The organism is Bradyrhizobium sp. 40 (assembly GCF_023100925.1).
In the GTDB taxonomy this organism is placed as follows: domain Bacteria; phylum Pseudomonadota; class Alphaproteobacteria; order Rhizobiales; family Xanthobacteraceae; genus Bradyrhizobium.
The window spans coordinates 3,129,693-3,156,548 of sequence record NZ_CP064688.1 but is presented as its reverse complement, the minus strand read 5'-3'; the positions used below and the strand labels follow the sequence as shown (position 1 = coordinate 3,156,548).

22 protein-coding genes, 1 tRNA gene and 1 pseudogene are annotated in these 26,856 nt (G+C 64.5%); 11 read left to right on the top strand and 13 right to left on the bottom strand.

Annotation, left to right across the window (positions count from 1 at the left end; genetic code table 11):
• Positions 1-2: 2 nt before the first annotated feature.
• Entirely contained in the window at positions 3-2,324 is a 2,322-nt protein-coding gene (locus IVB40_RS15315; protein ID WP_247819220.1) for an FdhF/YdeP family oxidoreductase, read from the bottom strand.
• 117 nt (positions 2,325-2,441) lie between these two features.
• Here IVB40_RS15315 and fdhD point away from each other — a divergent pair, with 117 nt between their 5' ends.
• From fdhD to IVB40_RS15300, 3 genes are all read left to right on the top strand, one after another.
• Positions 2,442-3,314: a formate dehydrogenase accessory sulfurtransferase FdhD gene (gene fdhD / locus IVB40_RS15310; protein ID WP_256468216.1), complete on the top strand. Its 873-nt coding sequence runs from the start codon at positions 2,442-2,444 to the stop codon at positions 3,312-3,314.
• Between the two features lie 162 nt (positions 3,315-3,476).
• Positions 3,477-4,106, top strand: coding sequence for a DUF1326 domain-containing protein (locus IVB40_RS15305; RefSeq protein ID WP_247819218.1), 630 nt, complete (start codon positions 3,477-3,479; stop codon positions 4,104-4,106).
• Between the two features lie 65 nt (positions 4,107-4,171).
• Positions 4,172-4,993 (top strand): DUF2182 domain-containing protein, encoded by an 822-nt coding sequence (locus IVB40_RS15300; protein ID WP_247819217.1) that lies wholly within the window; start codon positions 4,172-4,174, stop codon positions 4,991-4,993.
• A 144-nt stretch (positions 4,994-5,137) separates the two neighbouring features.
• Here the strand turns inward: IVB40_RS15300 and IVB40_RS15295 are convergent.
• A tRNA-Leu gene (locus tag IVB40_RS15295) sits at positions 5,138-5,222 on the bottom strand.
• A gap of 203 nt (positions 5,223-5,425) precedes the next feature.
• The gene (locus IVB40_RS15290) at positions 5,426-5,668 is read right to left on the bottom strand and encodes a FliM/FliN family flagellar motor switch protein (RefSeq protein ID WP_007603171.1); all 243 of its coding nucleotides are present in this window, start codon (positions 5,666-5,668) and stop codon (positions 5,426-5,428) included.
• Between the two features lie 80 nt (positions 5,669-5,748).
• Between IVB40_RS15290 and lipB the strand changes: the two genes are divergently transcribed.
• Both lipB and IVB40_RS15280 read left to right on the top strand, forming a co-directional pair.
• Complete coding sequence (gene lipB, locus IVB40_RS15285) at positions 5,749-6,486, top strand: lipoyl(octanoyl) transferase LipB (RefSeq protein WP_247361749.1); 738 nt, start codon at positions 5,749-5,751, stop codon at positions 6,484-6,486.
• A 184-nt stretch (positions 6,487-6,670) separates the two neighbouring features.
• Entirely contained in the window at positions 6,671-7,384 is a 714-nt protein-coding gene (locus IVB40_RS15280; RefSeq protein ID WP_247361751.1) for a DNA helicase, read from the top strand.
• 61 nt (positions 7,385-7,445) lie between these two features.
• Here IVB40_RS15280 and IVB40_RS15275 read toward each other — a convergent pair whose 3' ends face one another.
• Positions 7,446-7,868, bottom strand: coding sequence for a 4-oxalocrotonate tautomerase family protein (locus tag IVB40_RS15275; protein WP_027567400.1), 423 nt, complete (start codon positions 7,866-7,868; stop codon positions 7,446-7,448).
• A gap of 112 nt (positions 7,869-7,980) precedes the next feature.
• On the opposite strand from IVB40_RS15275, the gene IVB40_RS15270 reads away from it, so the two are divergent.
• Positions 7,981-8,835 (top strand): LysR substrate-binding domain-containing protein, encoded by an 855-nt coding sequence (locus IVB40_RS15270; RefSeq protein ID WP_247286933.1) that lies wholly within the window; start codon positions 7,981-7,983, stop codon positions 8,833-8,835.
• Positions 8,836-8,847: 12 nt separating this feature from the next.
• Here IVB40_RS15270 and IVB40_RS15265 read toward each other — a convergent pair whose 3' ends face one another.
• The 3 genes from IVB40_RS15265 to IVB40_RS15255 are packed head-to-tail and all read right to left on the bottom strand — an operon-like array spanning position 8,848 to position 11,517.
• Complete coding sequence (locus tag IVB40_RS15265) at positions 8,848-10,284, bottom strand: TIGR01777 family oxidoreductase (RefSeq protein WP_247819216.1); 1,437 nt, start codon at positions 10,282-10,284, stop codon at positions 8,848-8,850.
• Positions 10,281-10,943: a DUF4166 domain-containing protein gene (locus tag IVB40_RS15260; protein ID WP_247819215.1), complete on the bottom strand. Its 663-nt coding sequence runs from the start codon at positions 10,941-10,943 to the stop codon at positions 10,281-10,283. Before IVB40_RS15260 ends, IVB40_RS15265 begins: the two co-directional genes overlap by 4 nt.
• 16 nt (positions 10,944-10,959) lie before the next feature.
• Positions 10,960-11,517 carry a MarR family transcriptional regulator gene (locus IVB40_RS15255; RefSeq protein WP_247286936.1) on the bottom strand — a complete coding sequence of 186 codons (558 nt, stop codon included), beginning with the start codon at positions 11,515-11,517 and terminating at the stop codon, positions 10,960-10,962.
• 152 nt (positions 11,518-11,669) lie between these two features.
• Here IVB40_RS15255 and IVB40_RS15250 point away from each other — a divergent pair, with 152 nt between their 5' ends.
• Entirely contained in the window at positions 11,670-13,190 is a 1,521-nt protein-coding gene (locus IVB40_RS15250) for a PAS domain-containing sensor histidine kinase (RefSeq protein ID WP_247286937.1), read from the top strand.
• 8 nt (positions 13,191-13,198) lie between these two features.
• On the opposite strand, the gene IVB40_RS15245 is transcribed toward IVB40_RS15250, so the two are convergent.
• The 4 genes from IVB40_RS15245 to IVB40_RS15230 all read right to left on the bottom strand — a co-directional run bounded on the left by IVB40_RS15245 (position 13,199) and on the right by IVB40_RS15230 (position 17,795).
• Complete coding sequence (locus tag IVB40_RS15245; RefSeq protein WP_247819214.1) at positions 13,199-13,498, bottom strand: acylphosphatase; 300 nt, start codon at positions 13,496-13,498, stop codon at positions 13,199-13,201.
• Positions 13,495-14,361: an isocitrate lyase/PEP mutase family protein gene (locus IVB40_RS15240; protein ID WP_247286938.1), complete on the bottom strand. Its 867-nt coding sequence runs from the start codon at positions 14,359-14,361 to the stop codon at positions 13,495-13,497. Before IVB40_RS15240 ends, IVB40_RS15245 begins: the two co-directional genes overlap by 4 nt.
• 163 nt (positions 14,362-14,524) lie before the next feature.
• Positions 14,525-16,540, bottom strand: coding sequence for an acetyl/propionyl/methylcrotonyl-CoA carboxylase subunit alpha (locus IVB40_RS15235; RefSeq protein WP_247286939.1), 2,016 nt, complete (start codon positions 16,538-16,540; stop codon positions 14,525-14,527).
• A gap of 184 nt (positions 16,541-16,724) precedes the next feature.
• The gene (locus tag IVB40_RS15230; protein ID WP_247819213.1) at positions 16,725-17,795 is read right to left on the bottom strand and encodes a putative zinc-binding peptidase; all 1,071 of its coding nucleotides are present in this window, start codon (positions 17,793-17,795) and stop codon (positions 16,725-16,727) included.
• Positions 17,796-18,010: 215 nt separating this feature from the next.
• Here IVB40_RS15230 and IVB40_RS15225 point away from each other — a divergent pair, with 215 nt between their 5' ends.
• The 3 genes and pseudogenes from IVB40_RS15225 to IVB40_RS15215 all read left to right on the top strand — a co-directional run bounded on the left by IVB40_RS15225 (position 18,011) and on the right by IVB40_RS15215 (position 23,301).
• The gene (locus IVB40_RS15225) at positions 18,011-20,488 is read left to right on the top strand and encodes a PAS domain S-box protein (protein ID WP_247396912.1); all 2,478 of its coding nucleotides are present in this window, start codon (positions 18,011-18,013) and stop codon (positions 20,486-20,488) included.
• Between the two features lie 254 nt (positions 20,489-20,742).
• Positions 20,743-22,026: pseudogene (locus IVB40_RS15220) on the top strand (MFS transporter).
• A gap of 24 nt (positions 22,027-22,050) precedes the next feature.
• Entirely contained in the window at positions 22,051-23,301 is a 1,251-nt protein-coding gene (locus tag IVB40_RS15215) for an arsenic transporter (protein ID WP_247396900.1), read from the top strand.
• Between the two features lie 8 nt (positions 23,302-23,309).
• Here IVB40_RS15215 and IVB40_RS15210 read toward each other — a convergent pair whose 3' ends face one another.
• Positions 23,310-24,674 (bottom strand): MFS transporter, encoded by a 1,365-nt coding sequence (locus IVB40_RS15210; protein ID WP_027567411.1) that lies wholly within the window; start codon positions 24,672-24,674, stop codon positions 23,310-23,312.
• Between the two features lie 25 nt (positions 24,675-24,699).
• The gene (locus tag IVB40_RS15205) at positions 24,700-25,464 is read right to left on the bottom strand and encodes a GntR family transcriptional regulator (protein WP_247819211.1); all 765 of its coding nucleotides are present in this window, start codon (positions 25,462-25,464) and stop codon (positions 24,700-24,702) included.
• A gap of 180 nt (positions 25,465-25,644) precedes the next feature.
• Between IVB40_RS15205 and IVB40_RS15200 the strand changes: the two genes are divergently transcribed.
• Entirely contained in the window at positions 25,645-26,844 is a 1,200-nt protein-coding gene (locus tag IVB40_RS15200) for a mandelate racemase/muconate lactonizing enzyme family protein (protein ID WP_247396896.1), read from the top strand.
• The last annotated feature ends 12 nt before the right edge of the window (positions 26,845-26,856 follow it).

The window sequence follows — 26,856 nt, the reverse complement described above, 5'->3', positions numbered from 1 at the left end:
GTTCACGACGCCGAGATCGGAGCCTCTCCGCCCTCGACGATCTCCGGAAGGACGTCCTTGAACAAACGCACCGGAATGGATTTCGCAGCAGGGACCTTGCTGCCCTCCGCCTGATGCCAGAGCGGAATGAGCACGTTGCATTCGGGATAATAGGCCGCAATGCTCCTGCGTGGGATGCCATAGGGGACGATTTGGAGCTCGCTCAAGCTGCGCGTGACGCCATCGCCCGCCTCCGTCACCAGCGTGACGGTATCTCCCGATTTTAGCCCGTCTTCCTCCATGTCAGCGGGATTCATGAACACGACGTAGCGGCCGCCCTCGATGCCGCGAAAGCGGTCGCCTTCGGCGTAGATCGTCGTATTGAACTGTCCGTCGGCGCGCAGTGTCATCAGCTCATAGACGCCGTCGGTCTCCCGGGGTGGCGCGAAGGCCGATTTTGGAACGGTGAAGTTGGCCTTGCCGTTCGGGGTCTTCCACTTCCGCTCGCGCGCCGCGAGCGGCCGCGCAAAACCGCCGGGTTCGAACAGGCGCGCGTTGAAGTCCTTGAACTGGTCGGGATAGGTGCGCTCGATGGCGTCCCGAACCCGTGAATAATCGGCGACCCAGGCGTCCCAATCGATCTTGGGATTAGGCTTCAACGTCGCCTTCGCCAGGGCGGCGACGATCGCAGGCTCCGACAGGAGATGATCGGCCACCGGCTTGCGCTGCCCGCGCGATCCGTGAATGCAGGCGGTGGAATCCTCCATCGACACCGCTTGTTCGCCGCTATCCTGCCGGTCGATCTCGATCCGGCCGAGACACGGCAGCAGATAGCTGACCTCGCCCGGCACGAGGTGGGTCCGGTTGAGCTTGGTCGCGATCTGCACCGACAGGCGCAGGCCGGACCACGCGGGCTCCATCAGGGACCGCTCGGGAACGGCGCGCAGGAAATTGCCGCCGAGGCTGACAAAGCCACGAACGTCGCCTTTCAGAATGCCCTCGCAGGCGTCGACGGTGGACAGTCCCTCCCACCGCGGCGGCTCGAAGCCGTAAAGCTCCGCAAGCTTGTCCAGCGGCACCAGCTTGGTCTTCTCGGAAATGCCGACGGTGCGCTGGCCCTGCACGTTGGAGTGGCCCCGGATCGGCGAAATGCCGGCACCGGGCTTGCCGATATTGCCGCGGAGCAGCAGCAGGTTGACGATCATCTTGTTCGTCTCGACGCCGTGCTTGTGCTGGGTGATGCCCATGCCGTAATTGGCGATCACGGCCTTGGCCTCCATATAAGTGTTCGCGGCCTCGCGCAGGGCACCGCGCGAAAGCCCGGAGGCCCGTTCGATCTCCTCCCAATCCTGTGCACGGCAGAATTCGGCGAACTCCTCGAAGCCGGCCGTGTGCTGCCGGATGAATTCGACATCCACCACGCGCGCAGTTTCATTTTCCCGAGCGAGGTCGTCCGCCTCGATCACCCATTTGCAAATCCCGATGATCGCCGCCGCGTCGCCGCCGACACGCACCTGATAATATTGCGAGCTGATGCGCGTGCCGCCAGCGATCATCTGGACGGGATTTTGCGGATTGACGAAACGCTCCAGGCCGCGCTCGCGCAGCGGATTGAACGTTATGATCGGCACGCCGCGCTGCGCCGCCTCCTGGAGCGGATGCAGCATGCGCGGCGCATTGGTGGTGGTGTTATGGCCGAAGAAGAAGATGCAATCGGTGATCTCGAAATCCTCCAGCAGCACCGTGCCGACCGGAACTCCGATCACCTCCGGCAGCGCCACCGACGTCGTCTCGTGGCACATGTTCGAGCTGTCGGGGAAATTGTTGGTGCCGTACATGCGGCCGAACAATTGGTACATGTAGCTGGTTTCGAGCGAGGCACGTCCGGACGTGTACATCACGACGGAACGGGGATCGAGCCGGTTCAGCTCGGCGCCGATATCCGCAAAGGCCTCGTCCCAGTCGACCGCTAGATATTTGTCGCTTGCCAGGTCGTAACGCATCGGCGTCGTCAGGCGCCCCTGCTCCTCCAGTTGATGATCGGACCAGGTTCGTAGTTCAGTCAGCGTATGTTGCGCAAAGAACTCCGGTGTCGCGGTCTTGCTGGTAATCTCCCAGGCGGTCGCCTTGGCACCGTTCTCGCAGAACTCGAATGGACGTGGCTTGGCCGGCTTGGCCCAGGAGCAGCTCACGCACATGAATCCGTCGGGCTTGTTCTGCTTGAGCAGGATCTCGCTGCCGAGAATGGCGACCTCTTCCTGCGTCAGGATGCTTGCAACGGCTTTAAGTGAGCCCCAGCCGCCTGCCGGCGCATCATTGTTCTCGACCTTTGCCTTTTGCCGCATGGCGTTTCCTTCAATCGCAAGCCCTGCACGCAGAACCCGAGATGGGATGGCAAGTTCCAACCGTTCGGAACCTTGCTCCGGTTCGTGCGTCGATGGATCGACGTAGGACGAACACCCATGCACGGCTCTCGATCCGGCGCACACGATCGCGCATCCATGCCCACGCCATCCGTGAGAATGCCCCGGCTCACGTCGAGCGGGACGCACGATGAGCGGATGCTGGCCGAGGAATGTCCCGTGGCACTCGTCTACGACGGAACGACCGTCGCCGTTGTGATGGCAACTCCCGCCGATCTGACCGACCTTGCTGTGGGATTCAGTCTGACCGAAGGGATCATCGGCGACATCGGCGAGATCGAGGAGCTCACGGTCGTTCCCGGTCCCGACGGGATCGAACTGCGGCTATGGCTGCGACCGAATGCCGGGCGACGGCTGAAGGAGCGACGGCGACATCTGGTCGGGCCGACGGGTTGCGGCCTGTGCGGCATCGACAGCCTGCGCGAAGCCGGCCATATCGCTCAGTGCGTCGAGCAACCGGCGAGCCTCACGCCGGAGCAGATCAGCACGGCCATCGCAGTCCTCACCGAGTCACAGATCCTCAACCACAAGACACGCGCCGCTCATGCCGCGGGTTTTTTCCGGCCAGGCAGCAAGACCATGATGGTGCGCGAGGACGTGGGGCGCCACAACGCCCTCGACAAGCTTGCCGGCGCTCTCGCCATCGAAGGTGCATCCGGCGGCGCCGGCGCCGTCATCCTCACCAGCCGGATATCGGTCGAGATGGTGCAAAAAACCGCCGCGATGGGCGCCGGCATCGTCGTCGCCATGTCTGCACCGACTGCGCTTGCGGTCCGAACGGCGGAGGCCAGTGGCATCACGCTTGTCGGTATCGCACGAGGCGACGAATTCGAGATCTTCAGCCATCCGGCGCGAGTGTTCATGCCCGCGGCCACGCAGATCGAGCCGGAGTTTCGACCGCAGGCAAACTAAGGGAACCCGGGCATGAGGGATAGCGAACTTCGTCGCGCTCACCTTGCTCGACATATGTCGATGGTGGAATCGGCTTGCGGTGCTTCCTCACGAAGCGTAATTTTCAACTCTACGTAGCTCATTCGAAAGCATCTATCGGGTTCGGCCAAGCGGGAGACAGCAATGGCAGATGTCCCATGGCACCTTTCCGGTGACTATTTCGAGAATTGCAATTGCAGCATCGTGTGCCCCTGCCTGGTGTCGGCGGCGCCGCCGTTGACCGCGCGACCGACCGAGGGCTTCTGCAACGTACCGCTGATCTTCCACATCGAGACCGGCCGCTATGGCGAGATCGCGCTCGATGACCTGAATGTGCTCGTCATCCTCCACGCACCTGGGGTCATGGCAGACGGAGACTGGTCGGTGGCCGCCTATATCGATCAGCGCGCCAACGATGACCAGACCGAGGCCCTGGCTGCAATCTTCACCGGCGGTGCCGGCGGTCCCATGGCCGCGTTCGCGCCTCTGATCAGCAAGAACCTGGGGGTACGCAAGGTCCCGATCACGTTCCGGATCGGCGGCAAGACGCGGTCCGCGGAAATCCCCGGCATCCTGCACATGTCCGTCGATCCCCTGCCGACCATGCATCCGAGCGGCGAGATGTGGACGAACATCGGCCATCCGGTCAGCCCCGACGCCATGGTGATGGCAGTCGGCGCCGCCGGCAATACCTTCAGCGATCATGGCATGCGCTGGGATAATTCCGGCAGGAACGGCCTCTATGCGCCGATCCGCTGGTCGAACCAAGTGTGATGTAAACTCCAGATACCGCCCTGCATCGGTGGCCGGCAACATCGATCGCACAACATCGATCGCAAATGACGGACAGCCCCTTGGAAGTCGTGCTGCGGCGCGATCGCTGGATCGTCGGCATCGCGATCGTCCTCATGGTCGCGCTGGCGTGGAGCTATGTGCTCTGGCTCGCCAACGACATGGACATGGGCGGAATGGAGATGACCGAGTTCCGCATGATCCCGGCTGGGATCGGAATCATGCTGCCAGCCGAAGAGCCGTGGCGAACAATCGAGTTCGCCTATGTGTTCCTGATGTGGGCGGTGATGATGGTCGGAATGATGGCCCCCTCGGCCGCGCCCATGATCCTGATGTACGCCCGCGTCGGTCGACAGGGCAAAGCGCAAGGCAAACTATTCGCAGCGACCGGCTGGTTTGCCGCCGGCTATCTCTTGGCTTGGTGCGGCTTTTCGCTGGCAGCCACCCTGTTCCAATGGGCGATCGAGCGGGCTGCCCTGCTGGATTCCCGGATGGCGATCGCGAGCAACCTGCTCGGCGGCATCGTGCTGATCGCGGCGGGCGCCTATCAATGGACACGGCTCAAAGACATCTGCCTCGCCCAATGCCAGTCGCCGTTTCTGTTCCTGATGCGCCACGGCGGCTTTCGCAGCGACCTGCGGGGTTGCGTGCTGCTGGGCTTTCGGCATGGAGGTTATTGTGTCGGCTGCTGCTGGGTATTGATGGCGCTGTTGTTCGTGGGCGGCGTGATGAACGTGCTCTGGATTGCGCTTTTGTCGTTGCTTGTACTTTTGGAGAAAGTCACGCCGGTGGGACGCTGGATCGCGCGCGCTGCCGGCATTGCCTGTGTGGCCGCGGGCGCGTGGCTCCTGCTGACCTTGCCGAAGTGATTGCGAGGCGCGGACGACGATCGCGCCGACTCTCGGCCGCGAGATCGAACATCGAAGACTGGGGGAGGCCCCGTTCCAGGATTCGCAGCGCGAACAGGGCGGGCACCGAAAATCGCGAAACAATCTTTCGCGTGTCTGTTTGCTTGGTGCGCTCGGAGGGACTCGAACCCCCACGATTTTACTCACTGCCACCTCAAGGCAGCGCGTCTACCAATTCCGCCACGAGCGCTTTTGGGGATGCCGGCTAGAGGCTTGAAGGCCAACCGGATCAACGGCGCCGATCTAACAAATCCATCAGAGGGGTACAAGCCTCCAAAGGCCCTGAATTCCACAAGCTTGGCAGGAAAGTTCCGGCTCTTCGCGCCGGCATCGGCCTTTTCCGCCTGCCCAGGCGGCTGCGCGTGCCCGGGCCGCTACCGCGTGCCCAGGCCGCTACCGCGTGCCCGGGATACGGGGCAGCATCTGCTTGACCTCGACCGCGATCCGGTTGCGGTCGACCAGCACGACGCCGGAGGCGACGGGCAAATTATTGGCCAAAACCTTGACCTCGTCGGCCTCGGTTGCGTCCAGCTCGATGATGGCGCCGCGGGAAAGACGTAATACTTGATGGATCGGCATGGTTGTCGTCCCGAGGACGACCATGAGATCCACGGTGACTTTGTCGAGAGTAGGCACTTCAGCACCACCGCAACTTGGGACTAGGACTAGGGACTTGGTATTTGCGCCTGGGATCATCACCCGGTTATGGTTAGCCAATGGTTAATTCACCCCAAAACCCCCGCCAAGAGCTCGATTTGACGGCGTTTTCCGCCTCCTCCGGCGAGCCCGTGGAGTGGCGGATTTCGGACGCGCCCGTGCCCTATCCGGAGGCCGTGGCCGAAATGGAAGCGCGCGTCGCGGCGATTGCGGCGGGTGAAGCTCCGGAGCTGGTCTGGCTGCTGGAGCACCCTCCGCTCTACACGTCCGGCACCTCGGGCAAGGAATCAGACCTGCTCGAGGCCCGATTCCCGACCTTTGCCACCGGGCGGGGCGGCCAGCTCACCTATCACGGGCCCGGCCAGCGCGTGGCCTATGTCATGCTCGACCTGAAGCGCCGCCGGCCGGATGTCCGGGCCTATGTCGCGAGCCTGGAAGAGTTGATTCTGCGGACGCTCGCCGCCTTCAACATCCGTGGCGAGCGGCGCGAGGACCGGGTCGGCGTCTGGGTCAAGCGGCCCGACAAGGGACCCGAGCATGAGGACAAGATCGCGGCGATCGGCGTCCGGCTGAAGCGCTGGGTCTCGTTCCATGGCATCGCCATCAATGTCGAGCCGGAGCTGTCGCATTTCGACGGCATCGTGCCCTGCGGCGTCGCCGATCCCCGCTACGGCGTCACCTCGCTGGTCGACCTCGGCCAGCTCGTGACGATGAGCGATGTCGACGTGGCGCTTCGGCAAGCCTTCGAGGAGCTGTTCGGGCCGACCCAGGCGCTGATGCCGGAAGCGGCGGCCTAACTTCCGGTCTCCCTTATTCTCCGCAAACCCGGAATCAGCTACGCTTGATCTCGGTGTCGCCCCCGCCTCCCCCCTCCGCCGGGAAAGTACATTTCATACCGGGCGAATTGATCATCGGACCGACTGTTCGAGCGCCAGGCATAAGGAGGGGTTGCGTTTCAGCTCGCAATGGGAGGTTTTTGCGATGAGACTGTCTGCACCCATTTATCATCTGAAGCGAAGAGCGAAGCGCCTGTCCCGCGAGGAAGGCATTCCGCTGCACGATGCGCTCGACCGCATCGCCGCGACGGAAGGCTTTTCCGCATGGAGCATGCTCGCGGCGAAAGCTGCCGCAGCGACGCCGGCCAACCGGCTTTTCCCGCAATTCCAACCGGGTGATCTGGTGCTGGTTGGCGCGCGTCCCGGCCAGGGCAAGACCCTGATGAGCCTCGAGCTTGCCGTGGAGGCGATGCGGTCGGGCCATCGCGCCGCGTTCTTCTCGCTGGAATACACCGAGAAAGACGTCTTCGATCGCTTTCGGGCGATCGGCGTGGACCTGGCGCAATTCGAAAAACTCTTCGAGGTCGATTGCTCCGACGCCATCAGTGCCGACCACGTTGTCAAGCAGATGGCCGCAGCACCGCGCGGCACCGTCGTGGTGATCGACTATCTGCAACTGCTCGACCAGCGGCGGGAAAATCCCGACCTTTCCGTTCAGGTGCGCGCGTTGAAATCATTCGCGCGCGACAAGGGATTGATTGTCGTCTTCATCTCGCAGATCGACCGTTCCTATGATCCCTCGCTCAAGCCCTGCCCTGACCTGGACGATGTCAGGCTGCCGAACCCGCTCGACCTGAAGCTGTTCGACAAGACCTGTTTCCTGAACAAGGACGAAGTTCAGTTTCGCATAGCGAGCTGACGATCAGGAGGCTCAACCGGTTCACGCCGCGGGTGAGATCGTTCACCCGCGGTCCGCGGTTTCACGCCTTCTCCGGCGAAACCTCGAGCTTGCCGGCGACGTAGCGCCGCTCCTGGGTCAGGCCGCCAAAGCCGTAGGCATCGCCCTTGACCTCGTCGACATGCAGATAGGTCTCGTGATGCAGCGGGCCCAGGATCCCGGCCATGCGCTGGAACATCGCGGCGAGATAGGCGGCCTTCTCGTCCTTGGTGTTGGTGCCTTCGCTGACGTGGATGTCGATCCAGTAGCTCGCGAGCTTTTGCTCTGCGAGCGACTTGCCGCCGGCGAACCAGTCGGCCGCCTCCACCGACTTCACGATGATGGCCGTGACCTCAGGATCCTTGTGCAGGATTTTTGCGGTGAGCTCGGACACGGCGCTCGCGATGTCGGCCTTCAGCGAGGGCGACTGGCGGGAGGTGGTGTAGGACACGGTGATCAGCGGCATGGTCGTTCTCCTCGGATGTCGCGCAGGTGTTGCGCGGCGTTGGTGAGAAGCTAGACCCGCCCTCGACATTTTGGTATCTTATCTCTGTTGATACCAGTGATAAGAGATAATAATGACAGCAACGCTCGACATCGCCACCGTCCAGGCCTTCCTGCTGGTTGCCGACCTCCAGAGCTTTACGCGGACCGCCGAAGCGCTTGGCACGACCCAGGCGGCCGTCAGCCTCAAGCTGCAACGGCTGGAGACGCTGCTGGGAAAACGTCTCGTCGAGCGCTCGCCGCGCGCGGTCCGTCTTACCGCGGATGGCGCAGCGTTCCTCGAGCGCGCCCGCGCGCTCATCGCGGCGCATGATTGCGCGCTGTCGGGCGAGGGGTCAGTCGCGCAGTCGCTCTCGCTCGGCATCTCGGACCATGCCGCGGGCCCGGAGTTGGTACCGCTGCTCGAACGCCTGCATGCGATGTCCTCGAACCTCACGCTCGCCGTCACCATCGGCTTCTCCCGCGAGATGCAGGAGGCCTATGATTCGGGCCAACTGGATGCGGTGATCGTGCGCCAGGAAGGCAGCCGGCGCGGCGGCGAGAAGCTGGCCGAGGACGAGTTCGGCTGGTTCGCGTCACGACGCTTCACAGTGCCAAAGGGGCAGCCTTTGCCGCTCGCGACGCTCGCCCCGCCCTGTGGGGTCCGCGCCATCGCCGTGCGCGCGCTCGATAAGGCTGGCCTGAAATGGCGTGAGCGCTTCGTCGGCGGCGGCGTCACCGCCGTGGTTGCAGCCGCGCTCGCCGGACTTGCAATCGCGCCGCTGGCGCGACGGATCGCGCCCCCCGGGCTGGTCGACATCGGGCCGACCCACAAGCTGCCGAAACTCGGCAGCTCGAAGGTGATGCTACATTCCAAGGTCAGCGATCCCGCCAAGCTGGCGGCGCTGCGCGCAGTCGCGGCAACATTCCGGAGCGTGGCGGCGATCTGACGCCGCACGGCTTTACAAGATTGCTTCGAACGCACTGCGCAGCGTCTCGTGCCGGAACACAAAACCGCGGCTTAGCGCCTTGTTGGGCAGCACGCGCTGACCGCCGAGCAGGAGCTCGTCGGCGAAACCGCCGCCGATCCGGCGCAGCAGGCCGCCGGGAATCCGGAACACCGCGGGCCGATGCAGACGGCGGCCTAGCTCCTCGCTGAACTTTGCGTTGGTGACAGGGATCGGCGCGGTGGCGTTGACGGGGCCGGCGAGATCGGGCGTCGCCATCACATAGGCGATCAGCCGGATCAGATCGTCGCGCTCGATCCAGGACATCCACTGCCGCCCGTTGCCGATGGGACCGCCGAGCCCGAACTCGTACGGCGTCAGCAAGCGCGTGATGAAGCCGCCTTCGGTGCCGAGCACGAGGCCGATGCGCAAATTGACCACGCGGACGCCGAGCTCCTCCGCCGGCCGCGCCGCCGCCTCCCAGGCCGCACAGAGCTCGTGGCTGAAGCAGGCGTGCGACTTCGCCGATTCCGTCAGCACCTGGTCGGCCCACAGGCCATACCAGCCGATCGCAGAGCCGCTGACGAGAACCTCGGGCTTGCGTTCGAGCCGCGCGATCAGCTTGACGATCTCGCCGGTCATGTCGATGCGCGAGCCGAGAATCTTCGCGCGCTTCGCCTCGGTCCACAGGCCGTTGCCGATCGGCTCGCCGGCGAGATTGACGACAGCGTCGACAGGCGCGTCCGAGGCGATCTGATCAAGGCTCGTGATCAAAGTGACCGGCGGCGGCAGCATCTCGGCATTGGCGGGATTGCGGATCAGCGCAATGACGTGATGCCCTGCTCCGCTGAGGCTCGCTGCGAGGCGGCTGCCGATGAAGCCGGTGGCGCCTGATATCAGCACCGTCTTGCGGCCGGACAGCTTTTCGACGAGCCCGTGCGCGGGAGCGCTTCTCATGCGGCTGAGCCGGCGCATCGCCGCAAAATCCCTGACACCGCACAGCGCGGCGCCGACCGCACACGCCGTCGCGGCAATGCTGAGCAGGCCCTGAGACACGACCATCACGCCGAGGGGCTGCGTGGCCCAATCGATCAGCACCGGCAACAGCAACACCAGGATGGCGCCGTAATTGATCGCGAGCAGCGTGTGATTGACCCGCTCGCTCGGCGGCAGTTTTCGGCTGAGATCCTCCTCGACGAAATCCATCAGCGTGATGACAATCTCGGCGACCAGCACCGCGACGATCAGCAGCGCCAGCGCGCCATGGACTTCGAGCCAGCCGAGCACGAGGAACAGCAGCGCATAAAGCATGTTGCGAATGCCGTGCAGCTTCAATTCGAAACGCTGCGACGGACGCCAGGCGAGGCGCTCGGTGAATTCGTGGTGATAGAAGGTGTCGAACACGCCCATCACGATCTGGATGGCGATGAGCGTCCACATGAGCTGTGTCATGACACGGCCTCCCAGAACATTGCGGACTGGTGGATCAGCGCGCCGTAACGCGGATGAATGACATCGAGGGTAAAGCGGAAGGCGCCCTCGCCAAGGTCGCTGTGTGTCACCGTGAGATCGCCCGGCGTCAGCCATCGCGGCAGGGGAATCCACAGGCGTCCAAACTGGAGCCCGTAGCCGGCGCTGCGAAACGTCAGCGCCTGGTCCTCGACCGCGATGCGGAGCGCCATCGAGACGCCGAAGCCGACATATTCTTCCAGCCCGGTCGGGCCGGCAAAACGTTTGGCGGAATGGATCACTTGCGGAAAGCCGCGCTTGCGCGCGCAGATGCGGGTCCAGGTCTGGCCGCCCCCGGCGTCTTCGGTCACCGTGACGATGATGGGGACGCCGGTGTCGCGGCCGGTCGGCAGCGGACCGCCGATCAGGCGCGCGGCTTGCGCGAACCACCAGCCGATGTCGCTGAAGCAGATCTCGTCGACTACACCGACATAGACGACGCTGTCGCCGTCGGCGACGCGTTTCGAAAAACGTCGCCAGGTCGCCAGCGGCAGCCGGCCCCAATCCTCATCCGACAGCAGCGCGCGGAAACGGCGATCGTCGAGCAGTTTCGTGTGAGCGAAGGTCGACGCGTCGGAGCCTGATAATCTCGCCGACGTCATCGCACCCTCCTCAAACCTATTTGGCCTTGCCCAGCGGCAGCAGATTGGCGATCTTCTCACCAAGCCGCATCAGGGCGGCCAGCCGCGGCCGCGGCACCTTCAGCATCTGCATGAACCAGTGGTCGGCGAGCTCGGTGAAGGCGAGCATCTCCTTCAGCCGTTTGCTCGCGACCGGATTGATGGTCGGATCGTCGGCGGCATCGGACACGCAGGCTCTGAGCGCTGTGATCGCCGGATCAAGCTCCCGCTCCTTGCGCCGCGCCGCGATCCTGGCCGCGACCTCCCAGATGTCGGTCTCGGCCTCGTAATGGTCGCGGCGATCGCCGAGAATCGGGACGCGCCGGATCAGGTTCCAGGCAAGCAGCTCCTTGAGCGAGTTGGAGACGTTGGAGCGGGCCATGCCGAGGGTGTCGGCGATGTCCTCGGCCGTCATCGGCGCCTCGGCCAGATAGAGCAGCCCGTGGATCTGGCTGACCGAGCGATTGACGCCCCACTCGTCTCCCATATCACCCCAATGCAGGATGAAGCGCTCGACGGCGGCTGGGAGTTTCTTTCTTCCGGTTGTTTCTGTCATAACAGAAATATCTGACGGATAGGATCGGCTGTCAAGAGCATCCGATAGCTTGCGTGCTGCATACGGGCTCGCAATATTGCTTAAAAAGGTTCCAAACTCGGGGAACAATCCGCCATCTGCGGCGTTTGCTCCCGTTAAGGCAGGGTCCGGGAATGGTCGAGAAGTTCAGTCAGCAGAGAGACTTGTTCGAGAGTGAACGCAGTTTCCGCCTGTTGGTTGAAGGGGTCGCGGACTACGCCCTGTACATGCTGGATCCCACCGGGATCATCACCAGTTGGAACATCGGCGGCGAGCGCATCAAGGGCTATTCGCCCGGGGAGATCCTCGGCCAGCACTTTTCCCGTTTTTACACCGAGACCGACCGCGCCAACGGCAAGCCCGCCCGTGCGCTCGGGATCGCCCGGGACAAGGGCCGCTACGAGGAGGAAGGCTGGCGCGTCCGCAAGGACGGCACCTTCTTCTGGGCGAGCGTCGTGATCGATCCCATCTACGAGGACGGCAAGCTCGTCGGCTTCGCCAAAATCACACGCGACATCACCGAGCGCCGCAATACCCAGATCAAGCTCGAGACGATGCAGAAGCAGCTCGCCGAATCCCAGAAATTCGATGCGCTCGGCCAACTCACCGGCGGGGTCGCCCACGACTTCAACAATCTCCTGATGATCATCAGCGGCAGCCTCCACATGCTGAAGCGAGGGGCCGACGACGAAGCCAAGCTTCAGCGCGCGATCTCGGCCATCGAGACCGCCACCAGGCGTGGCGCCGCGCTGACCAACCAGCTCCTCACCTTCGCGCGGCGGCAGAGCGTCAATCCGCAGGCGATCGACTTCGCCGATCGCATCGCGGCGATCCGCGAGGTGCTCGATGCCGGGGTCGGCAGCTCCGTGCGCCTGGCTTTTGACGTCAGCGGCGACGTCTGGCCGATCAGGACCGACGTTTCCGAGCTCGAGACCGCGCTGCTCAACCTCGTCATCAATGCCCGCGATGCGATGCCCGACGGCGGCACGGTCACGATCGCAGCGCGCAATCTCGTGCTCGACGAGGACCCCCTCGTGGGCGAATTCATCGCGATCGACGTCAGCGATACCGGCCTCGGCATTCCCTCCGACGTTCTCGACAAGATCTTCGAGCCGTTCTTCACGACGAAGCCGATCGGAAAGGGCACCGGCCTCGGTCTCTCCCAGGTGCACGGCTTCGCCCATCAGGCCGGCGGCACGATCCGGGTCGCGAGCGCGCTCGGCAAGGGCACGACCTTCACCATCCTCCTGCCGCGTGGAGAAGACGAGCCATCGCGCGAGGCGGCGGGAGAACCGGCGTTCCAGGGCAGCGGCACGGTGCTGCTGGTCGAGGACAATCCGGACGTCGCCGCCGTCAGCATCGGTCTTCTGGAGCAGCTTGGCTATCAGGTGCGTCGCGTCGCGGACGCCGAAGCCGCCTTGAGCGAGATCGAGAAGAACGGCGTCGACTTCGTGTTCTCGGATATCGTCATGCCCGGCAAGATGGACGGGCTCAGCCTCGCCCATCACCTCCGCCAGATCCGTCCCGGCCTGCCGATCCTGCTCGCCACCGGCTACAGCGAAGTCGCCGCAGGCGTGCGCGGCGATTTCCCGATCCTGCGCAAGCCCTACGAGATCCACGAATTGAGCGAAGCGATCGCCAAGCTGCCGCGGTAATTCTTCAGCTACACCGTCGGCAACACCGAGAACGCCTCGCCTGCCCGGCGCAAGTTCAGCTCATCGACGTCGGCCGTCTCGCTGGTGACGCTGTCGACGCGCGAGGACGGCGGGCCGTGGCGGCACAGCGCCACCATGTCGGCGACGTGCTTCGGCGGCCCTGCGAACAGCGCTTCGACGCTGCCGTCGCGGCGGTTGCGGACCCAGCCCTCGAGACCGCAGGTCGTCGCCTGACGCTCGAGCCAGGCACGATAGCCGACGCCCTGCACGCGGCCGCGGATCATGACCTGGAGGATCGCCCGGCTCATTTTGTCAGTCCGAGGACATCGGCGCTGCGCGCCTTGACGTCGGCCTCGCGCGTGAGGCGGCTGATCAAGTCCGACGACGGCAGGCCTTTGAGATTCTTGGGCGCAGTACCGTCGCGCAGCGCCTTCTGCGTCTCGTAGACCGCCTGCGTTGCGGCCGCGATCGGCGCATGGCCCTGAAGTGCGATGCGCACGCGCTGGCCAGCGAGGTATTCGAGCACGTTCAACTCCTCCGGCGCGCCGCCGAGCACGATCGGCAGGCGCGTGGCGGATGCGATGGCCTCGAGCTCGGCGCGCGACTTGATGCCGGTGAAGAACAGAGCGTCGACGCCGGCAGCTTCATAGGCCCTGGCGCGGCGGATCGCATCCTCGATCGAGGTGATCGAGGCCGCACCGGTGCGGCCCATGATGACGAGCGAGGGGTCGCCGCGGCCGTCGAGTGCCGCCTTCATCTTGCCGACGCCCTCCTCCAGCGAGATCAGCTGCGTCTTCGCTTCGCCGAAGCCAGCCGGCAGCAGCGTGTCCTCGATGGTGAGGCCGGCGGCACCCGCCGTCTCCAGCTCCTGCACCGTGCGGCGCACGTTGAGCGCGTTGCCATAGCCGTGATCGGCATCGACCAGCACCGGAAGTGCCGCCGCACGCGACATCCGCCGCATCTGCTCGGCAAGCTCGGTGAGCGTGATCAGCGTGATGTCGGGATCGCCGAGCACCGCGAGCGAAGCCACCGAGCCGCCGAACATGCCGAGCGGAAAACCGAGATCCTCGGCGATGCGGATCGAGATGGCATCGTAGACCGAGCCGGGATGGACGCAAATCCCGCCCGACAGGATCGAGCGCAGTTTTTCGCGGCGGGAACGAAAGGCCATGGTGATGTCTCTGTTAGGTCACGGAGGCCGCAGCATACTCCGTCATTGCGAGCGAAGCGAAGCAATCCAGAAATGCATCCGCAGAGACAGACTGCATTGCTTCGTCGCAGAGCCTGTCATCGGGCCGCGCTTCGCGCGGACCCGGTGGCTCCTCGCGATGACGTTACGCAAACTCCAAAATCAGCGCGTCCACCGCAAGCGTCGCGCCGGCGCTGGCGTGGATCTTCTTCACGGTGCCGTCCTGCTCGGCGCGCAGCACGTTTTGCATCTTCATGGCTTCGACCACAGCGAGCGTCTCTCCGGCCTTGACCTCCTGCCCTTCGATCACCGCGATCGAGACCACGAGACCGGGCATCGGACAAAGCAGCTTCTTGCCGGTGTCGGCAGCCGTGGTCACCGGCATCAGCCGCGCCGAGGCTGCTTCCGCTTCGGTCCAGACATAGACCGGCACCTCGACGCCCTGATGCGCGAGGCGAATGCCGTTCGCGATCGGGCGCACCTGCACCGCCACGACGTGCCCGTCGATGGTGCCCTGCCAGACCGGATCGCCCGGCTTCCACGCCGACTGCAACAGATGCGGATTGCCGGCCTTGCCGTCGGCATCGACGAAACGCACCGCGACCGCCTCGCCCTCGCGCGCGACCTCCAGCAGGATCTCCTGGCGGTCGAGCCAGACCGCACGGCGACGCTCGCGTTGCACGATGCGGCCGCCCATCTGACCCGAGATCTGCCGCTTGCGCTCGCCCAGCACGTGATCGATGGCGGCGCCAACCGCGGCAAGCCGCCGTGCGACCTCGCCCTCCGGCGCGCGCACGGCAAAGCCCTTGGGGAATTCCTCGGCGATGAAGCCGGTCGAAAGCCGGCCTTCGCGCCAGCGCGGATGATGCATCAGTGCCGACAGGAACGGGATGTTGTGGCGGATACCGTCCACATAGAACGAGTCCAGCGCGGTGGCCTGCGCCTCGATCGCGGCAGCGCGCGACGGCGCGTGGGTGACGAGCTTGGCGATCATCGGATCGTAATGGATCGAGATTTCGCCGCCCTCCTGCACGCCGGTGTCGTTGCGCACGGTGATGCCGTCCTGGCTCGCTTCCGCCGGCGGTCGGTATTTCACCAGGCGCCCGATCGAGGGCAGGAAGTTGCGGAACGGGTCTTCGGCGTAGAGGCGCGACTCCACTGCCCAGCCCGTCAGCGTGACGTCCTTCTGCGTGATCGCGAGCTTCTCGCCGGCGGCGACGCGGAGCATCTGCTCGACGAGGTCGACGCCGGTGACGAGCTCGGTGACGGGATGCTCGACCTGCAGGCGCGTGTTCATCTCCAGGAAGTAGAAGCTCTTGTCCTGACCCGCGACGAATTCGACGGTGCCGGCAGAATCGTAATTCACGGCCTTGGCGAGCGCGACCGCCTGCTCGCCCATCTTGCGGCGGGTGGCTTCGTCGAGCAGCGGCGACGGCGCTTCCTCGATGACCTTCTGGTTGCGGCGCTGGATCGAGCATTCGCGCTCGCCGAGATAGATCACGTTGCCGTGCTTGTCGCCCAGCAGCTGGATCTCGATATGGCGGGGGTCGACGATGAACTTCTCGATGAAGACCCGGTCGTCGCCGAACGAGGCCTTGGCCTCGGCCTTGGCGAGGTTGAAACCCTCTGCGACCTCCGAGGTCGAATGCGCGATGCGCATGCCCTTGCCGCCGCCGCCGGCGGAGGCCTTGATCATCACGGGATAACCGATCTCGTCGGCGATCTTGACCGCGTGCGTGGCGTCCTCGATGACGCCGAGATAGCCGGGCACGGTCGAGACTTTCGCCTTCGCGGCGGCCTTCTTGGATTCGATCTTGTCGCCCATCGCCGCGATCGCGCCCGGGTTGGGGCCGATGAAGACGATGCCGGCCGCCTCCAGCGCGCGCGGAAACGCCTCACGCTCGGACAGGAAGCCGTAACCGGGATGCACGGCCTCGGCGCCGGTCTTGCGGCAGGCCTCCACGATCTTCTCGATCACCAGATAGCTCTCGGCCGCAGCCGGCGGGCCGATCAGCACGGCCTCGTCGGCCATCTCGACATGGAGGGCGTCGCGGTCGGCCTCGGAATAGACCGCGACCGTCTGAACTCCCATGCGGCGAGCGGTCTTGATGACCCGGCAGGCGATTTCGCCGCGATTGGCGATCAGAATGCGTTTGAACATGCTTTTCTTGAGTCTCGACCTTGGGCGGGACCCTTCCCTGGCCGTTGGAGCCTATGGGACGGGCCGTGTGGCTCCCGTGGTACATCAAAATAGGCCGGAGGCAACGGTCAAAATCCGGGTCCTCTGGCGTACCAGCGCAAGACCAAAGCTAGACCGAAACGGGTCTGGCGGGCCCCTGGGCGGCCTACGGCTTCCCGGCCTTGCCCACATTCGGGACCAGGCCGTGAATGAAGCCGAGCTTCTCGACGACGACCGGCGAGAGGATGAACGGATAGAGGTCGCGCATGCCCATGGCGCGGTTGACGCTGTTCATGGCGAAGGTGAAGGGCAGCCATGCGTTGACGATCGCCTCGACGTCGCTTGCTTCGTAAGGGTTGAAGCGGATGCGCGTCGTCAACTCCCCGTCGCGATCGACCTTGGGGCGCACCTCCATGCCGAACTCGCTGGCCATCTCCAGGGTGTCGACGATGTGAAGATAGTGCGCCCAGGTCTCGGCGAAATCCTCCCACGGATGCGTCGTCGCGTAGGCAGAAACGTAGTTCTGCTGCCAGTCCGGCGGGGCGCCTTCGGCATAGTGGCGCTGCAAGGCCTGGCCGTAATCGGCGGAATCGTCGCCGAACACGGCACGGCATTCGTCCAGCTTGCCGCCGTCGCGCACCAGCACGTCCCAGAAATAGTGCCCGACCTCGTGGCGGAAATGCCCGAGCAGCGTCCGGTAGGGCTCGCCCATCTCCAGCCTGCGCCGCTCGCGCTCGATGTCGTCGGCCTCGGTCAGCGCGATCGTGATCAGGCCGTTGTCGTGACCGGTCAGGACCTTCTGCCCGCTCTGCGGATCGTCGGCGAGGAAATTGAAGATCAGGCCATGTTCGGGATTGTCCTGCCGGGTCTGGAGCGGCAGCTTCCAGCGGATTAGGGAATAGAACAGCCGGTGCTTTGCCATCTCCAGCTCGCGCCAGCCGGCGAGTTGCGCCGGATCCGACAAGTCCGGCACGACGCCGTTATGGCGGCAGGCGCGGCAGTAGCCGGTGGTATCACCCGCATCAGTCAGCCAGTTGCAGGCATCATGCTCGGCATTGCTGCACAGCATGCGGCTTTCGCCCTTGGTCGCCAGCGTCTTCCAGGCCTCTCCGCCGGGCTCCATCGCCGACATCGTCTCCTTCTCCGGCAGGAACGCGACGCGGTGGCCGCAGCGCTCGCAGGCGCGGTTCTCGAAATAGATGACGTTGCCGCAGGCCTGGCAGACAAAAAGCTTCAAGATTTAGCCTCTTCGGGAAGCGAGTTTTTATGAATGAAAGTTGTGGCGTCTCGCGGATACGCGCGCGGAGGGCTCATCGTTCCAAGGTTCGGAACAAATAGCCAGACCCGGCGTTCTTTCATGCCCACCACACTGCATTCGGCGACGTCTTTCTTTCCATATACCCTTTGGGCAATGGCCATCACGCTTCGTCTGTGTGAATATCCGTCCGCCACGTGCGCTCTCGCATCACCCCGGCCAACGCCTTGAACGATCCTTTGCCCGAGACCATCGCCGCCGAAAGGCTGCGCCAGCACCTGGAAGACGTCGCGCGCGAGCGCGACAACGCCTATCGCGCGCTCCAGGAACGCGAAGCTGAGCTTGCGCGCATCCAGCGCATCGGCAAGGTCGGCGGTCTCGAAGTCGACTTCCGCGAAGGCTTCAAGAACCGCCGTTCGCCGGAATATCTGATGCTCCACGGCCTGCCGCCGGAAGCCGCCGACGAGTCGCACGAGGACTGGATCAATCGCATTCATCCGGACGACCGGGACGCTACGGTGAAGCACTTCATCGATGCGCTGTCCGGCAGCAGCGAGGACTACACCGCCGAATACCGCATCATCCGTCCCAGCGACAGCGAGACCCGCTGGATCCGAGTCGTTGCCAAGATCGAGCGCGACGGTGGCGGCCACGCCCTCCGCCTCGTCGGCGCCCATATCGACGTCACCGACCAGATGCTGGTGCGCGAGACCCTGCGCGAGAGCGAGGAGCGCTTCCGGCTGATCGCCGACAGCGCGCCGGTGCCGATCTGGGTCACCAAACTCGACCGCACGCGGTCCTTCGCCAACCAGGCCTATGTCGATTTCGTCGGCCTGCCCTATGACCAGGCCATCTCCTTCGACTGGCGCAAGGTGCTGCATCCGGACGACCTGCCGCATGTGCTGCAGCAGTCCGTCCAGGGTGAAGCATCGCTCAAGCCGTTCGTGCTGGAAGCCCGCTACAAGAACGCCGACGGCGAATGGCGCTGGCTGCGTTCGGAATCGCAGCCGCGCTGGGACCCGACCGGCAGGCATATCGGCTTCATCGGCGTGGCCCATGACATCACGGTGGCCAAGCAGGCCGAAATCGAGCTGCGGCAGCTCAACGAGACGCTGGAAGAGCGCATCGTCGAGCGCACCGCCGAGCTCGAATCCAACGAGGCGCGGCTGCGCGCGATCCTGGAGACCAGCAACCAATACCAGGGCCTCGTCAATCTCAGGGGCGAGCTGCTTTACGCCAACACGACCGTGCTCGACGCCATCAAGGCGAGCCCTGCGGACGTGATTGGAAAGCCGTTGTGGCAGACGCCCTGGTTCAGCACGACGGAGGGCATGAACGCGCGGGTGCGCGAGGCCTTCGACACCGTGCTCAAGGGCGAAGCCGTGCGGCTGGAGATGCGCCTGCGCCTTCCCATCGGCGAGCGCGATTTCGAGTTCGGCATGCGCCCGGTGCTCGACCGCCACGGCAACATCACCGGCGCAGTGCCCGAGGCTGTCGACATCACCGAGCGCCGCCGCGGCGAGGAAGCGTTGCGGCAATCGCAAAAGATGGAGGCGATCGGCCAGCTCACCGGCGGCGTCGCGCACGACTTCAACAATCTGCTCACCATCATCCGCTCGGCCACCGATTTCCTGCGCCGCCGCGAGCTGCCGGAGGAGCGCCGCCGCCGCTATGTCGATGCCATCTCCGACACCGTCGAACGTGCCTCCAAGCTGACCGCCCAGTTGCTGGCGTTTGCGCGCCGGCAGCCGCTGAAACCGCAGATCTTCAACGTCGGCAGCCAGGTTGAAGGCGTCGCGCAACTGGTCCGGCCGCTGGTCGGTGGCCGCATTGAAATCGCGGTGGAGGTTCACGATGGCGACTGCTTCACGGTCGCCGATATCGCGCAATTCGAGACCGCGCTGATCAACCTCGCCATCAACGCCCGCGACGCGATGGACGGCGAAGGCCGTCTCACCATTGCGGTCCGGAAAGTCCAGGGCATCCCTAACCTGCGCGCGCAATCGGCGCGCGGCGGCGACTATGTCGCGATCTCGGTCGCCGACACCGGCAGCGGTATCGCGCCCGAAAACATCGAGGCGATCTTCGAGCCGTTCTTCACCACCAAGGAGGTCGGCAAGGGCACCGGCCTCGGCCTGAGCCAGGCCTTCGGTTTCGCAAAGCAGTCCGAGGGCGACATCGCCGTGACGAGCACGCATGGTGAAGGCGCTACCTTCACCATCTATCTGCCGCGGGCGCAAAGCCCCGCGACAGCTCAGGAAGCAGCGGCGCTGACCTATGAGGCCGCGGCCACCGGGCGCGGCTATCGCGTGCTCGTGGTGGAAGACGACGACGAGGTCGGCCGCTTCTCCACGGAGCTGCTGGAAGACCTCGGCTATGTCGTCCGCCGCGCCGCCAACGCCAATGCGGCGCTCGCCATCCTCGGCGAGAACGAGTTCGCCGTCGACCTCGTCTTCTCGGACGTCATCATGCCCGGCATGAACGGCGTCGAGCTCGCCGGCATCATCCGCGAACGCTATCCAGGCCTGCCCGTCGTGCTCACCTCTGGTTACAGCAACGTTCTCGCCGAGAACGCCGATCGCGGATTCGAGCTGATCCAGAAGCCGTATTCGGTGGAATTGCTGTCGCGCATCCTGCGCAAGGCGATCACGGCAAAGCCATCGGTGACGCGGTGAGTGTAAATCCAAGAACGCTACGTCATCCCGGCGCAGGCCGGGACGACGGCGGGATGTTAGGGTGCGGTTGCCCGCATAACGACCGCTGAATGGCATCCCATCGGATATTCATCGGCTGAAACTCGGCCCCACCACGCTGGCGCCGGCGCGGTGCTGCCGGCAATCGACTTTTGAGGAGCCCTCCGATGCGCGGAACCAGGGCGGCATCACAACGGTTGCTGCCGGGGTGAATTTGAGCCTTGATCGAGGGACCGATGTCGAGCCAGAATCGCGATCAAGGCCCCGATCAGGCGAGGCGTGCCGGCCGCGCGTTGGATGCAGCGAATTTTTTCTCGCCGACGTCCGCGACGGGCTCGGGCCTTATCTCGCCGTCTATGTAGCGGTGGGACGAGGCGCGCATCGGCCTCGTCATGTCGATTGCGACGATCGCGGGCATCGTGGCGCAGACGCCGGCCGGCGCGCCGGTCGATGCGACGCGGTCCAAGCGGCTGGTGATGGTGATCGCCGCGATTATGGTCACGATCGCCTCGCTGTCGCTGCCGTTGTTTCCCGGCTTCATGCCGGTCGCGATCTCCCAAGGCATCGCGCAGGCCGCCGCCGTGGTGTTTCCGCCGGCGATCGCCGCGGTCTCGCTCGGCATCTTCGGCCATGCCGCCTTCACCCGGCGGATCGGCCGCAACGAGACGCTCAATCACGCCGGCAATGCTGTCGCGGCCGGGCTCGCAGGTCTCTCCGCCTATTGGTTCGGACCGACTGTCGTGTTCTACCTTCTCGGCGCCATGGCGATCGCGAGCCTCGTCAGCATCCTCGCAATCCCCGCCCGCGCCATCGATGACGATCTTGCCCGCGGGCTTGACGACGCCGATGCGGACGAGCAGCCTGAACGTGCCTCCGCTCTCAGCGTACTCCTGACCTGCCGTCCTCTGCTGGTGTTTGCGATCTGCGTTCTGCTCTTTCATCTCTCCAACGCCGCGATGCTGCCGCTGGTCGGCCAAAAGCTCGCCTTGCAAGACAAGAACATGGGCACCAGCCTGATGTCGGCCTGCATCGTCGCGGCGCAATTGGTGATGGTGCCGTTCGCGATGCTGGTGGGCGCGAAGGCCGACCGCTGGGGCCACAAGCGCTTCTTCCTAGCCGCGCTCCTGATCCTGCCGCTCCGGGGAGCGCTCTACACGCTTTCGGACAATCCGTTCTGGCTGGTCGGCGTGCAGCTTCTCGACGGCTTCGGCGCCGGCATTTTTGGCGCGATCTTTCCCGTCATCGTCGCCGACCTCATGCGCAACACCGGCCGGTTCAACGTCGCGCAAGGCGCCATCATCACCGCCCAGAGCATCGGGGCGGCGCTGTCGAAGACGCTCGCCGGCTTTGTCGTGGTTGGCGCGGGCTACAGTGCGGCCTTCATCACGCTTGGCGCGGTGGCCGCAATCGGCGCCGCCGTCTGTTTTGTCGCGCTACCCGAGACGCGGCAAATCGCAGATGGCGGTCCGCGCCCCCGGGGGAAGACAGCGGCGGTGGCTTCGGCTATCGCTGCCGAATGAACCGACACATCTCAAGGATCGACCGTGCCGTCTGACGCCATCCTGGCCTGGAGCATCATCGTCGCCGCGACCGCAGGCGTCATCATACGGCCCTTTCGCCTGCCGGAGGCGATCTGGGCCGTTATCGGCGCCGGCGCACTGGTGCTGCTCGGCTTGCTGCCGTGGCGGGATGCGCTCACGGGCATCGAGAAAGGCGTCGATGTCTATCTTTTCCTGATCGGCATGATGCTGATCGCCGAGCTGGCGCGGCTCGAAGGCCTGTTCGACTATCTCGCAGCGCTCGCCGTGGAATATGCAGGCGGCTCGCCGCAGCGGCTGTTCCTGCTGATCTACATCGTCGGCACGCTCGTCACCGTGCTGCTCTCGAACGACGCCACCGCGATCGTGCTGACGCCCGCCGTCTATGCCGCGACGCGTGCGGCCGGCGCCAAGCCGCTGCCTTATCTGTTCGTCTGCGCCTTCATCGCCAACGCCGCAAGCTTCGTGTTGCCGATCTCCAACCCGGCCAATCTCGTCGTGTTCGGGGCGCATATGCCCGAGCTCACCGAATGGCTGCGCCTGTTCGCCCTGCCCTCGGCGGCCTCGATCCTGCTGACCTATGTCGTGCTGCGGCTGACCCAGCACCGCGCCCTGAAGGAAGAGACGATCGCGCGCAGCGTGCCGCATCCAAAGCTCGGCCGCGGCGGCAAGCTGACGGCCATCGGCATCGTGGCGATCGGCATCGTGCTGGTCACCGCCTCCGCGCTGGACAAGCAATTGGGCCTGCCGACCTTCGTCTGCGGCGTGGCGACGGCCGCCATCGTGCTGCTGCTCAGCCGGCAATCGCCGCTACCCGTGCTGCGCGGCGTCTCCTGGAGCGTGCTACCGCTGGTCGGCGGGCTGTTCGTGATGGTGGAAGCGCTGATCAAGACCGGCGTGATCGGGCAGCTCAGCGCGCTGCTGCACGAAGCCGTCGGTCAATCCGTGACGAAGGCGGCCTGGAGCGTCGGCATCGCCAGCGCGATCGCCGACAACATCGCCAACAATCTTCCCGTCGGCCTCGTTGCAGGCTCAGTCGCCGCCAGCGATCATTTGCCCGCGCCGGTCGTGAGCGCCATCCTGATCGGCGTCGATCTCGGGCCTAATTTGTCGGTGACCGGTTCGCTCGCGACCATCCTGTGGCTGGTGGCGCTGCGGCGGGAGAAGATCGAAGTCGGCGCCTGGCCGTTCCTGAAGCTCGGACTGCTGGTGACGCCGCCCGCTCTGATCGCGGCATTGGCTGCCGCGATCAGGTAGTTGCGAGATCAGTCGTTCTCGTAGCCGTAGACTTCCGGCAGGATGAAGATCGCGGCGAGCAATCCGATCAGCGGGAAGATCGCGACCATCAGCGTCGCATTCGCCTGCCCGATCGCAGCGAACACCGTCGGGAACAGGAAGATCGCCAGGAACGACGGCAGCTTCACGAACATGTAGGCGAAGCCGCTGGCGGTGCCGCGATATTTCGGCTTGGCGACCATAGTCGGGATCGTCATGCAGTTCGACGCATCCCAATAATGGCCCCACAGCATCGCGGCAGCCGCGAACGGCAGCAGGATCTTGTTGTCGGTGTAGAGCGCGAAGGCGGCGACCAGCAGCGAGACCAGCACGATCGAGAAGCCCGCGATCGAGATACCGCGATGGCCGATCTTCGGCGTCAGCAGCGGACCGACCCAGCCCGATACGGCGGCGAAGGAGAACAGCGCCATCGTCACCAGATTGATGCCGAGCACGCTCGACACGCCGACCATCACAAAGAGCACCGGCAGATAGAACGCGAAGGTCGAGAACTCGCTGGCTTGCGCGAAGCAGGCGATCCAGCCGTAGATCGTGGCGCGCCAGCGGATCGGATCCTTCTTGAGGTCGGCGAGGAATGCGCGGGTGGAGACCTTGGGCACCTCCACGTCATGGTCCGGCAGCATGGCGAGATCGTCGTTGAACATCTCGCGCGCCACCTGCTTGGCCTCGCGGTAGCGTCCCTTCTGCACCAGCCACACCGCCGTCTCGGGCACGTCGTGCCGCATGATCAGGATGATCAGCGCCGGCAGCGCGCCGAGGCCGAGCGTCACCCGCCACAGCGTCTCGTGGTGAATGTCGAGCAGCAGGAAGATCACGATGACGCCGATCGTCAGGACCTCGCCGACCGCGAACATGAACTGCCAGCGGTTGCCCATGACTTCGCGCTCACCCTTGGCCATGGATTCCATGATGTAGGTGTAGCCGGTCGAGATGTCCGAACCGAGCGGAATGCCGAGCAGGAAGCGGATCACGACGAGCCAGCCGACGCTGGGCACGAAGGCCTGCGCCAGCGCCAGCACGATGAACAATACCATCGTCACCAGGAACATGACGCGGCGGCCGATCTTGTCGGAGAGCCAGCCGCCGAGCAGTGCGCCGATCATGGCGCCGCCTTGCGTACCGGCCGCGGCCAGGCCCAGCATCAGCGGATCGGGATTGAACTGCTCCTTGATGAAGATCAGCACGAAGGCGATCGAATAGAGGTCCCACGCTTCGACCAGGATCGAGGCCATCATCAGCCAGCCGACCTTGTTGCCCTTGGGACTGTAGTTCGTGATGAGATAGCGGACCGCGGCTTCGCTCGCGGTCGGTTGTGGCATCGCCATCGTCGACATCTTTGGTCCTCTCTTCAAAACTCTCTTACGTGCCAAGCAGCGGCTCGATGCTGCAATCGAGCAGGGCCGGGTCGATCCCGACCTCCATGCCGGTGAACATCTCGCCCATGTAGTCGATCAGTGCATCGCTCGCCTTCACCGCGTCCTCGACACGACGATTGGCAACCGCATTAAGAATAGCCAGATGATGATCGATTGTTCCTGACAGCTCGGCCTGTCCCGGCATGAACCGGTGGTGGATGTAGCCGATGCGCCGGTACAGCGTGTGCAACGGGCGCAGCGTGTGCACCAGAAACGGTTCGCCTGCCGCCTCCAGCACCAGCGCGTCGATGCGGCGGTCGATATGATTGAACTCGTCGAGGGTCAGACTGGCGCGGCGCTCGCGCAAAAGTCGCTCGATGTGCAGCGCCTGATTGCGGTGCGAGAGGCTGGCGCGATCGGCCGCAAGCCGGATCACGAAGCGCTCCATGTCGCGGCGCAAGGCCAGCAGCATGCGTTCGCGTGCCAGATCGATCGGCGCAATGCGCAGACCGTGGCGCGGACGGATGATGATCAATGTATCGGCGGAGAGACGATTGACGGCGTGATGCACCGGCGTACGGCCGAACCCGGTGATGTGCTGCAATTCCAGCATCGTCATGAACTGGCCGGGCTTGAGCTCGCAATGGACGAGCAGCTCTTCGATCCTCTGATAAGCGAGCTCGAAGAAGTTGAGACGGTTGCGCCGGGAGGGCTTGCCCTCGCCGTCGTCGTTCCTCACCACCTCGAGCGCGCGCTTGCGCGTTGCCATGTCGTCTCCCCCCTCAGCCCGCGCCATGGTTGCAGAGCGGCGCCTAGTTCGTGATATCCCTAAAACATGTTGTGATATATTACAAGCGAGCGTAAGACTCCGCGCGTGCCCGCACTATGCTGCGGTGCAGAATGACAACAAGACGGCGCTGTGCGCGCCTGCGATGGGAGGAGTATTGCCGTGAAGATCACGTCGATCGAGACGCTGCGCACCGAAGAATTCTCCAACGTCATCTGGGTGCGCGTCCACACCGACACGGGCATGATCGGTCTCGGCGAAACCTTCTACGGCGCCGGCGCAGTCGAGGCGCAGATCCACGACACCTTTGCCGACCGCCTGCTCGGCCGCAATCCGCTTCATATCGAGGCGATCCATCGCGACATGCTGAATCTGCCGATGGCGCAGTCGTCCACCGGCGTCGAATATCGCGCGGCTTCGGCAATCGACATCGCGCTGTGGGACCTGTTCGGCAAGGTGTGCAATCAGCCGGTACACCAGATGCTCGGCGGCCTCTGCCGCGACAAGCAGCGCATCTACAACACCTGCGCCGGCACCCAATATGTCCGCTCCACCAATATCAGCCCGGTCGCGAATTGGAATCTCGGTGGCTCCAAGGGGCCCTACGAAGACCTCGACGGCTTCATGAACAACGCCGATGCGCTCGCCGAAAACCTGCTGGAGAGCGGCATCTCCGCCATGAAGATCTGGCCGTTCGATCCGGCGGCGCAAGAGAACAAGGGTCTCTACATCTCCGCCGCGCAGATGAAGCAGGCGATCGAGCCGTTCGAGAAGATCCGAAAAGCGGTCGGCGACAAGATGGAGATCATGGTCGAGCTCCATTCGCTCTGGAACCTGCCGACCGCAAAACAGATCGCGCGCGCGCTCGAGCCCTACAAGCCAACCTGGTACGAAGACCCGATCCGGATGAACTCGCCGCAGGCGTTGGCCGAATATGCCCGCTGCACCGACGTCTGGGTCTGCGCCAGCGAGACGCTCGGCTCGCGCTTCCCCTACAAGGACATGCTCGACCGCGACGCCATGCACGTGGTGATGGCGGATCTGTGCTGGACCGGCGGCCTCACGGAAGGCCGCAAGATCGCGGCGATGGCCGAGACCTATCACCGGCCCTTCGCGCCGCACGACTGCATCGGCCCGATCGGCTTCATCGCCGCCATCCACATGTCGTTCAGCCAGCCCAACACGCTGATCCAGGAATCCGTGCGCGCCTTCTACAAGGGCTGGTACAATGAGCTCGTGACCACCATGCCCACGATCAAGGACGGTTTTGTCTATCCGATGGAAGGCCCCGGGCTGGGCGTCGACCTTCTGCCCGCCGTATTCGACCGCTCCGATCTGACCGTGCGCCGTTCCAACGTCTGAGGATCTTTTGAG

Excerpts from the sequence above, each read along its gene's own strand:
- IVB40_RS15315 (WP_247819220.1), bottom strand. The coding sequence starts at position 2,324 with ATGCGGCAAAAGGCAAAGGTCGAGAACAATGATGCGCCGGCAGGCGGC.
- fdhD (WP_256468216.1), top strand. The coding sequence starts at position 2,442 with ATGCACGGCTCTCGATCCGGCGCACACGATCGCGCATCCATGCCCACG.
- IVB40_RS15305 (WP_247819218.1), top strand. The coding sequence starts at position 3,477 with ATGGCAGATGTCCCATGGCACCTTTCCGGTGACTATTTCGAGAATTGC.
- IVB40_RS15300 (WP_247819217.1), top strand. The coding sequence starts at position 4,172 with ATGACGGACAGCCCCTTGGAAGTCGTGCTGCGGCGCGATCGCTGGATC.
- lipB (WP_247361749.1), top strand. The coding sequence starts at position 5,749 with ATGGTTAATTCACCCCAAAACCCCCGCCAAGAGCTCGATTTGACGGCG.
- IVB40_RS15280 (WP_247361751.1), top strand. The coding sequence starts at position 6,671 with ATGAGACTGTCTGCACCCATTTATCATCTGAAGCGAAGAGCGAAGCGC.
- IVB40_RS15275 (WP_027567400.1), bottom strand. The coding sequence starts at position 7,868 with ATGCCGCTGATCACCGTGTCCTACACCACCTCCCGCCAGTCGCCCTCG.
- IVB40_RS15270 (WP_247286933.1), top strand. The coding sequence starts at position 7,981 with ATGACAGCAACGCTCGACATCGCCACCGTCCAGGCCTTCCTGCTGGTT.
- IVB40_RS15265 (WP_247819216.1), bottom strand. The coding sequence starts at position 10,284 with ATGACACAGCTCATGTGGACGCTCATCGCCATCCAGATCGTGATGGGC.
- IVB40_RS15260 (WP_247819215.1), bottom strand. The coding sequence starts at position 10,943 with ATGACGTCGGCGAGATTATCAGGCTCCGACGCGTCGACCTTCGCTCAC.
- IVB40_RS15255 (WP_247286936.1), bottom strand. The coding sequence starts at position 11,517 with ATGACAGAAACAACCGGAAGAAAGAAACTCCCAGCCGCCGTCGAGCGC.
- IVB40_RS15250 (WP_247286937.1), top strand. The coding sequence starts at position 11,670 with ATGGTCGAGAAGTTCAGTCAGCAGAGAGACTTGTTCGAGAGTGAACGC.
- IVB40_RS15245 (WP_247819214.1), bottom strand. The coding sequence starts at position 13,498 with ATGAGCCGGGCGATCCTCCAGGTCATGATCCGCGGCCGCGTGCAGGGC.
- IVB40_RS15240 (WP_247286938.1), bottom strand. The coding sequence starts at position 14,361 with ATGGCCTTTCGTTCCCGCCGCGAAAAACTGCGCTCGATCCTGTCGGGC.
- IVB40_RS15235 (WP_247286939.1), bottom strand. The coding sequence starts at position 16,540 with ATGTTCAAACGCATTCTGATCGCCAATCGCGGCGAAATCGCCTGCCGG.
- IVB40_RS15210 (WP_027567411.1), bottom strand. The coding sequence starts at position 24,674 with ATGTCGACGATGGCGATGCCACAACCGACCGCGAGCGAAGCCGCGGTC.
- IVB40_RS15205 (WP_247819211.1), bottom strand. The coding sequence starts at position 25,464 with ATGGCAACGCGCAAGCGCGCGCTCGAGGTGGTGAGGAACGACGACGGC.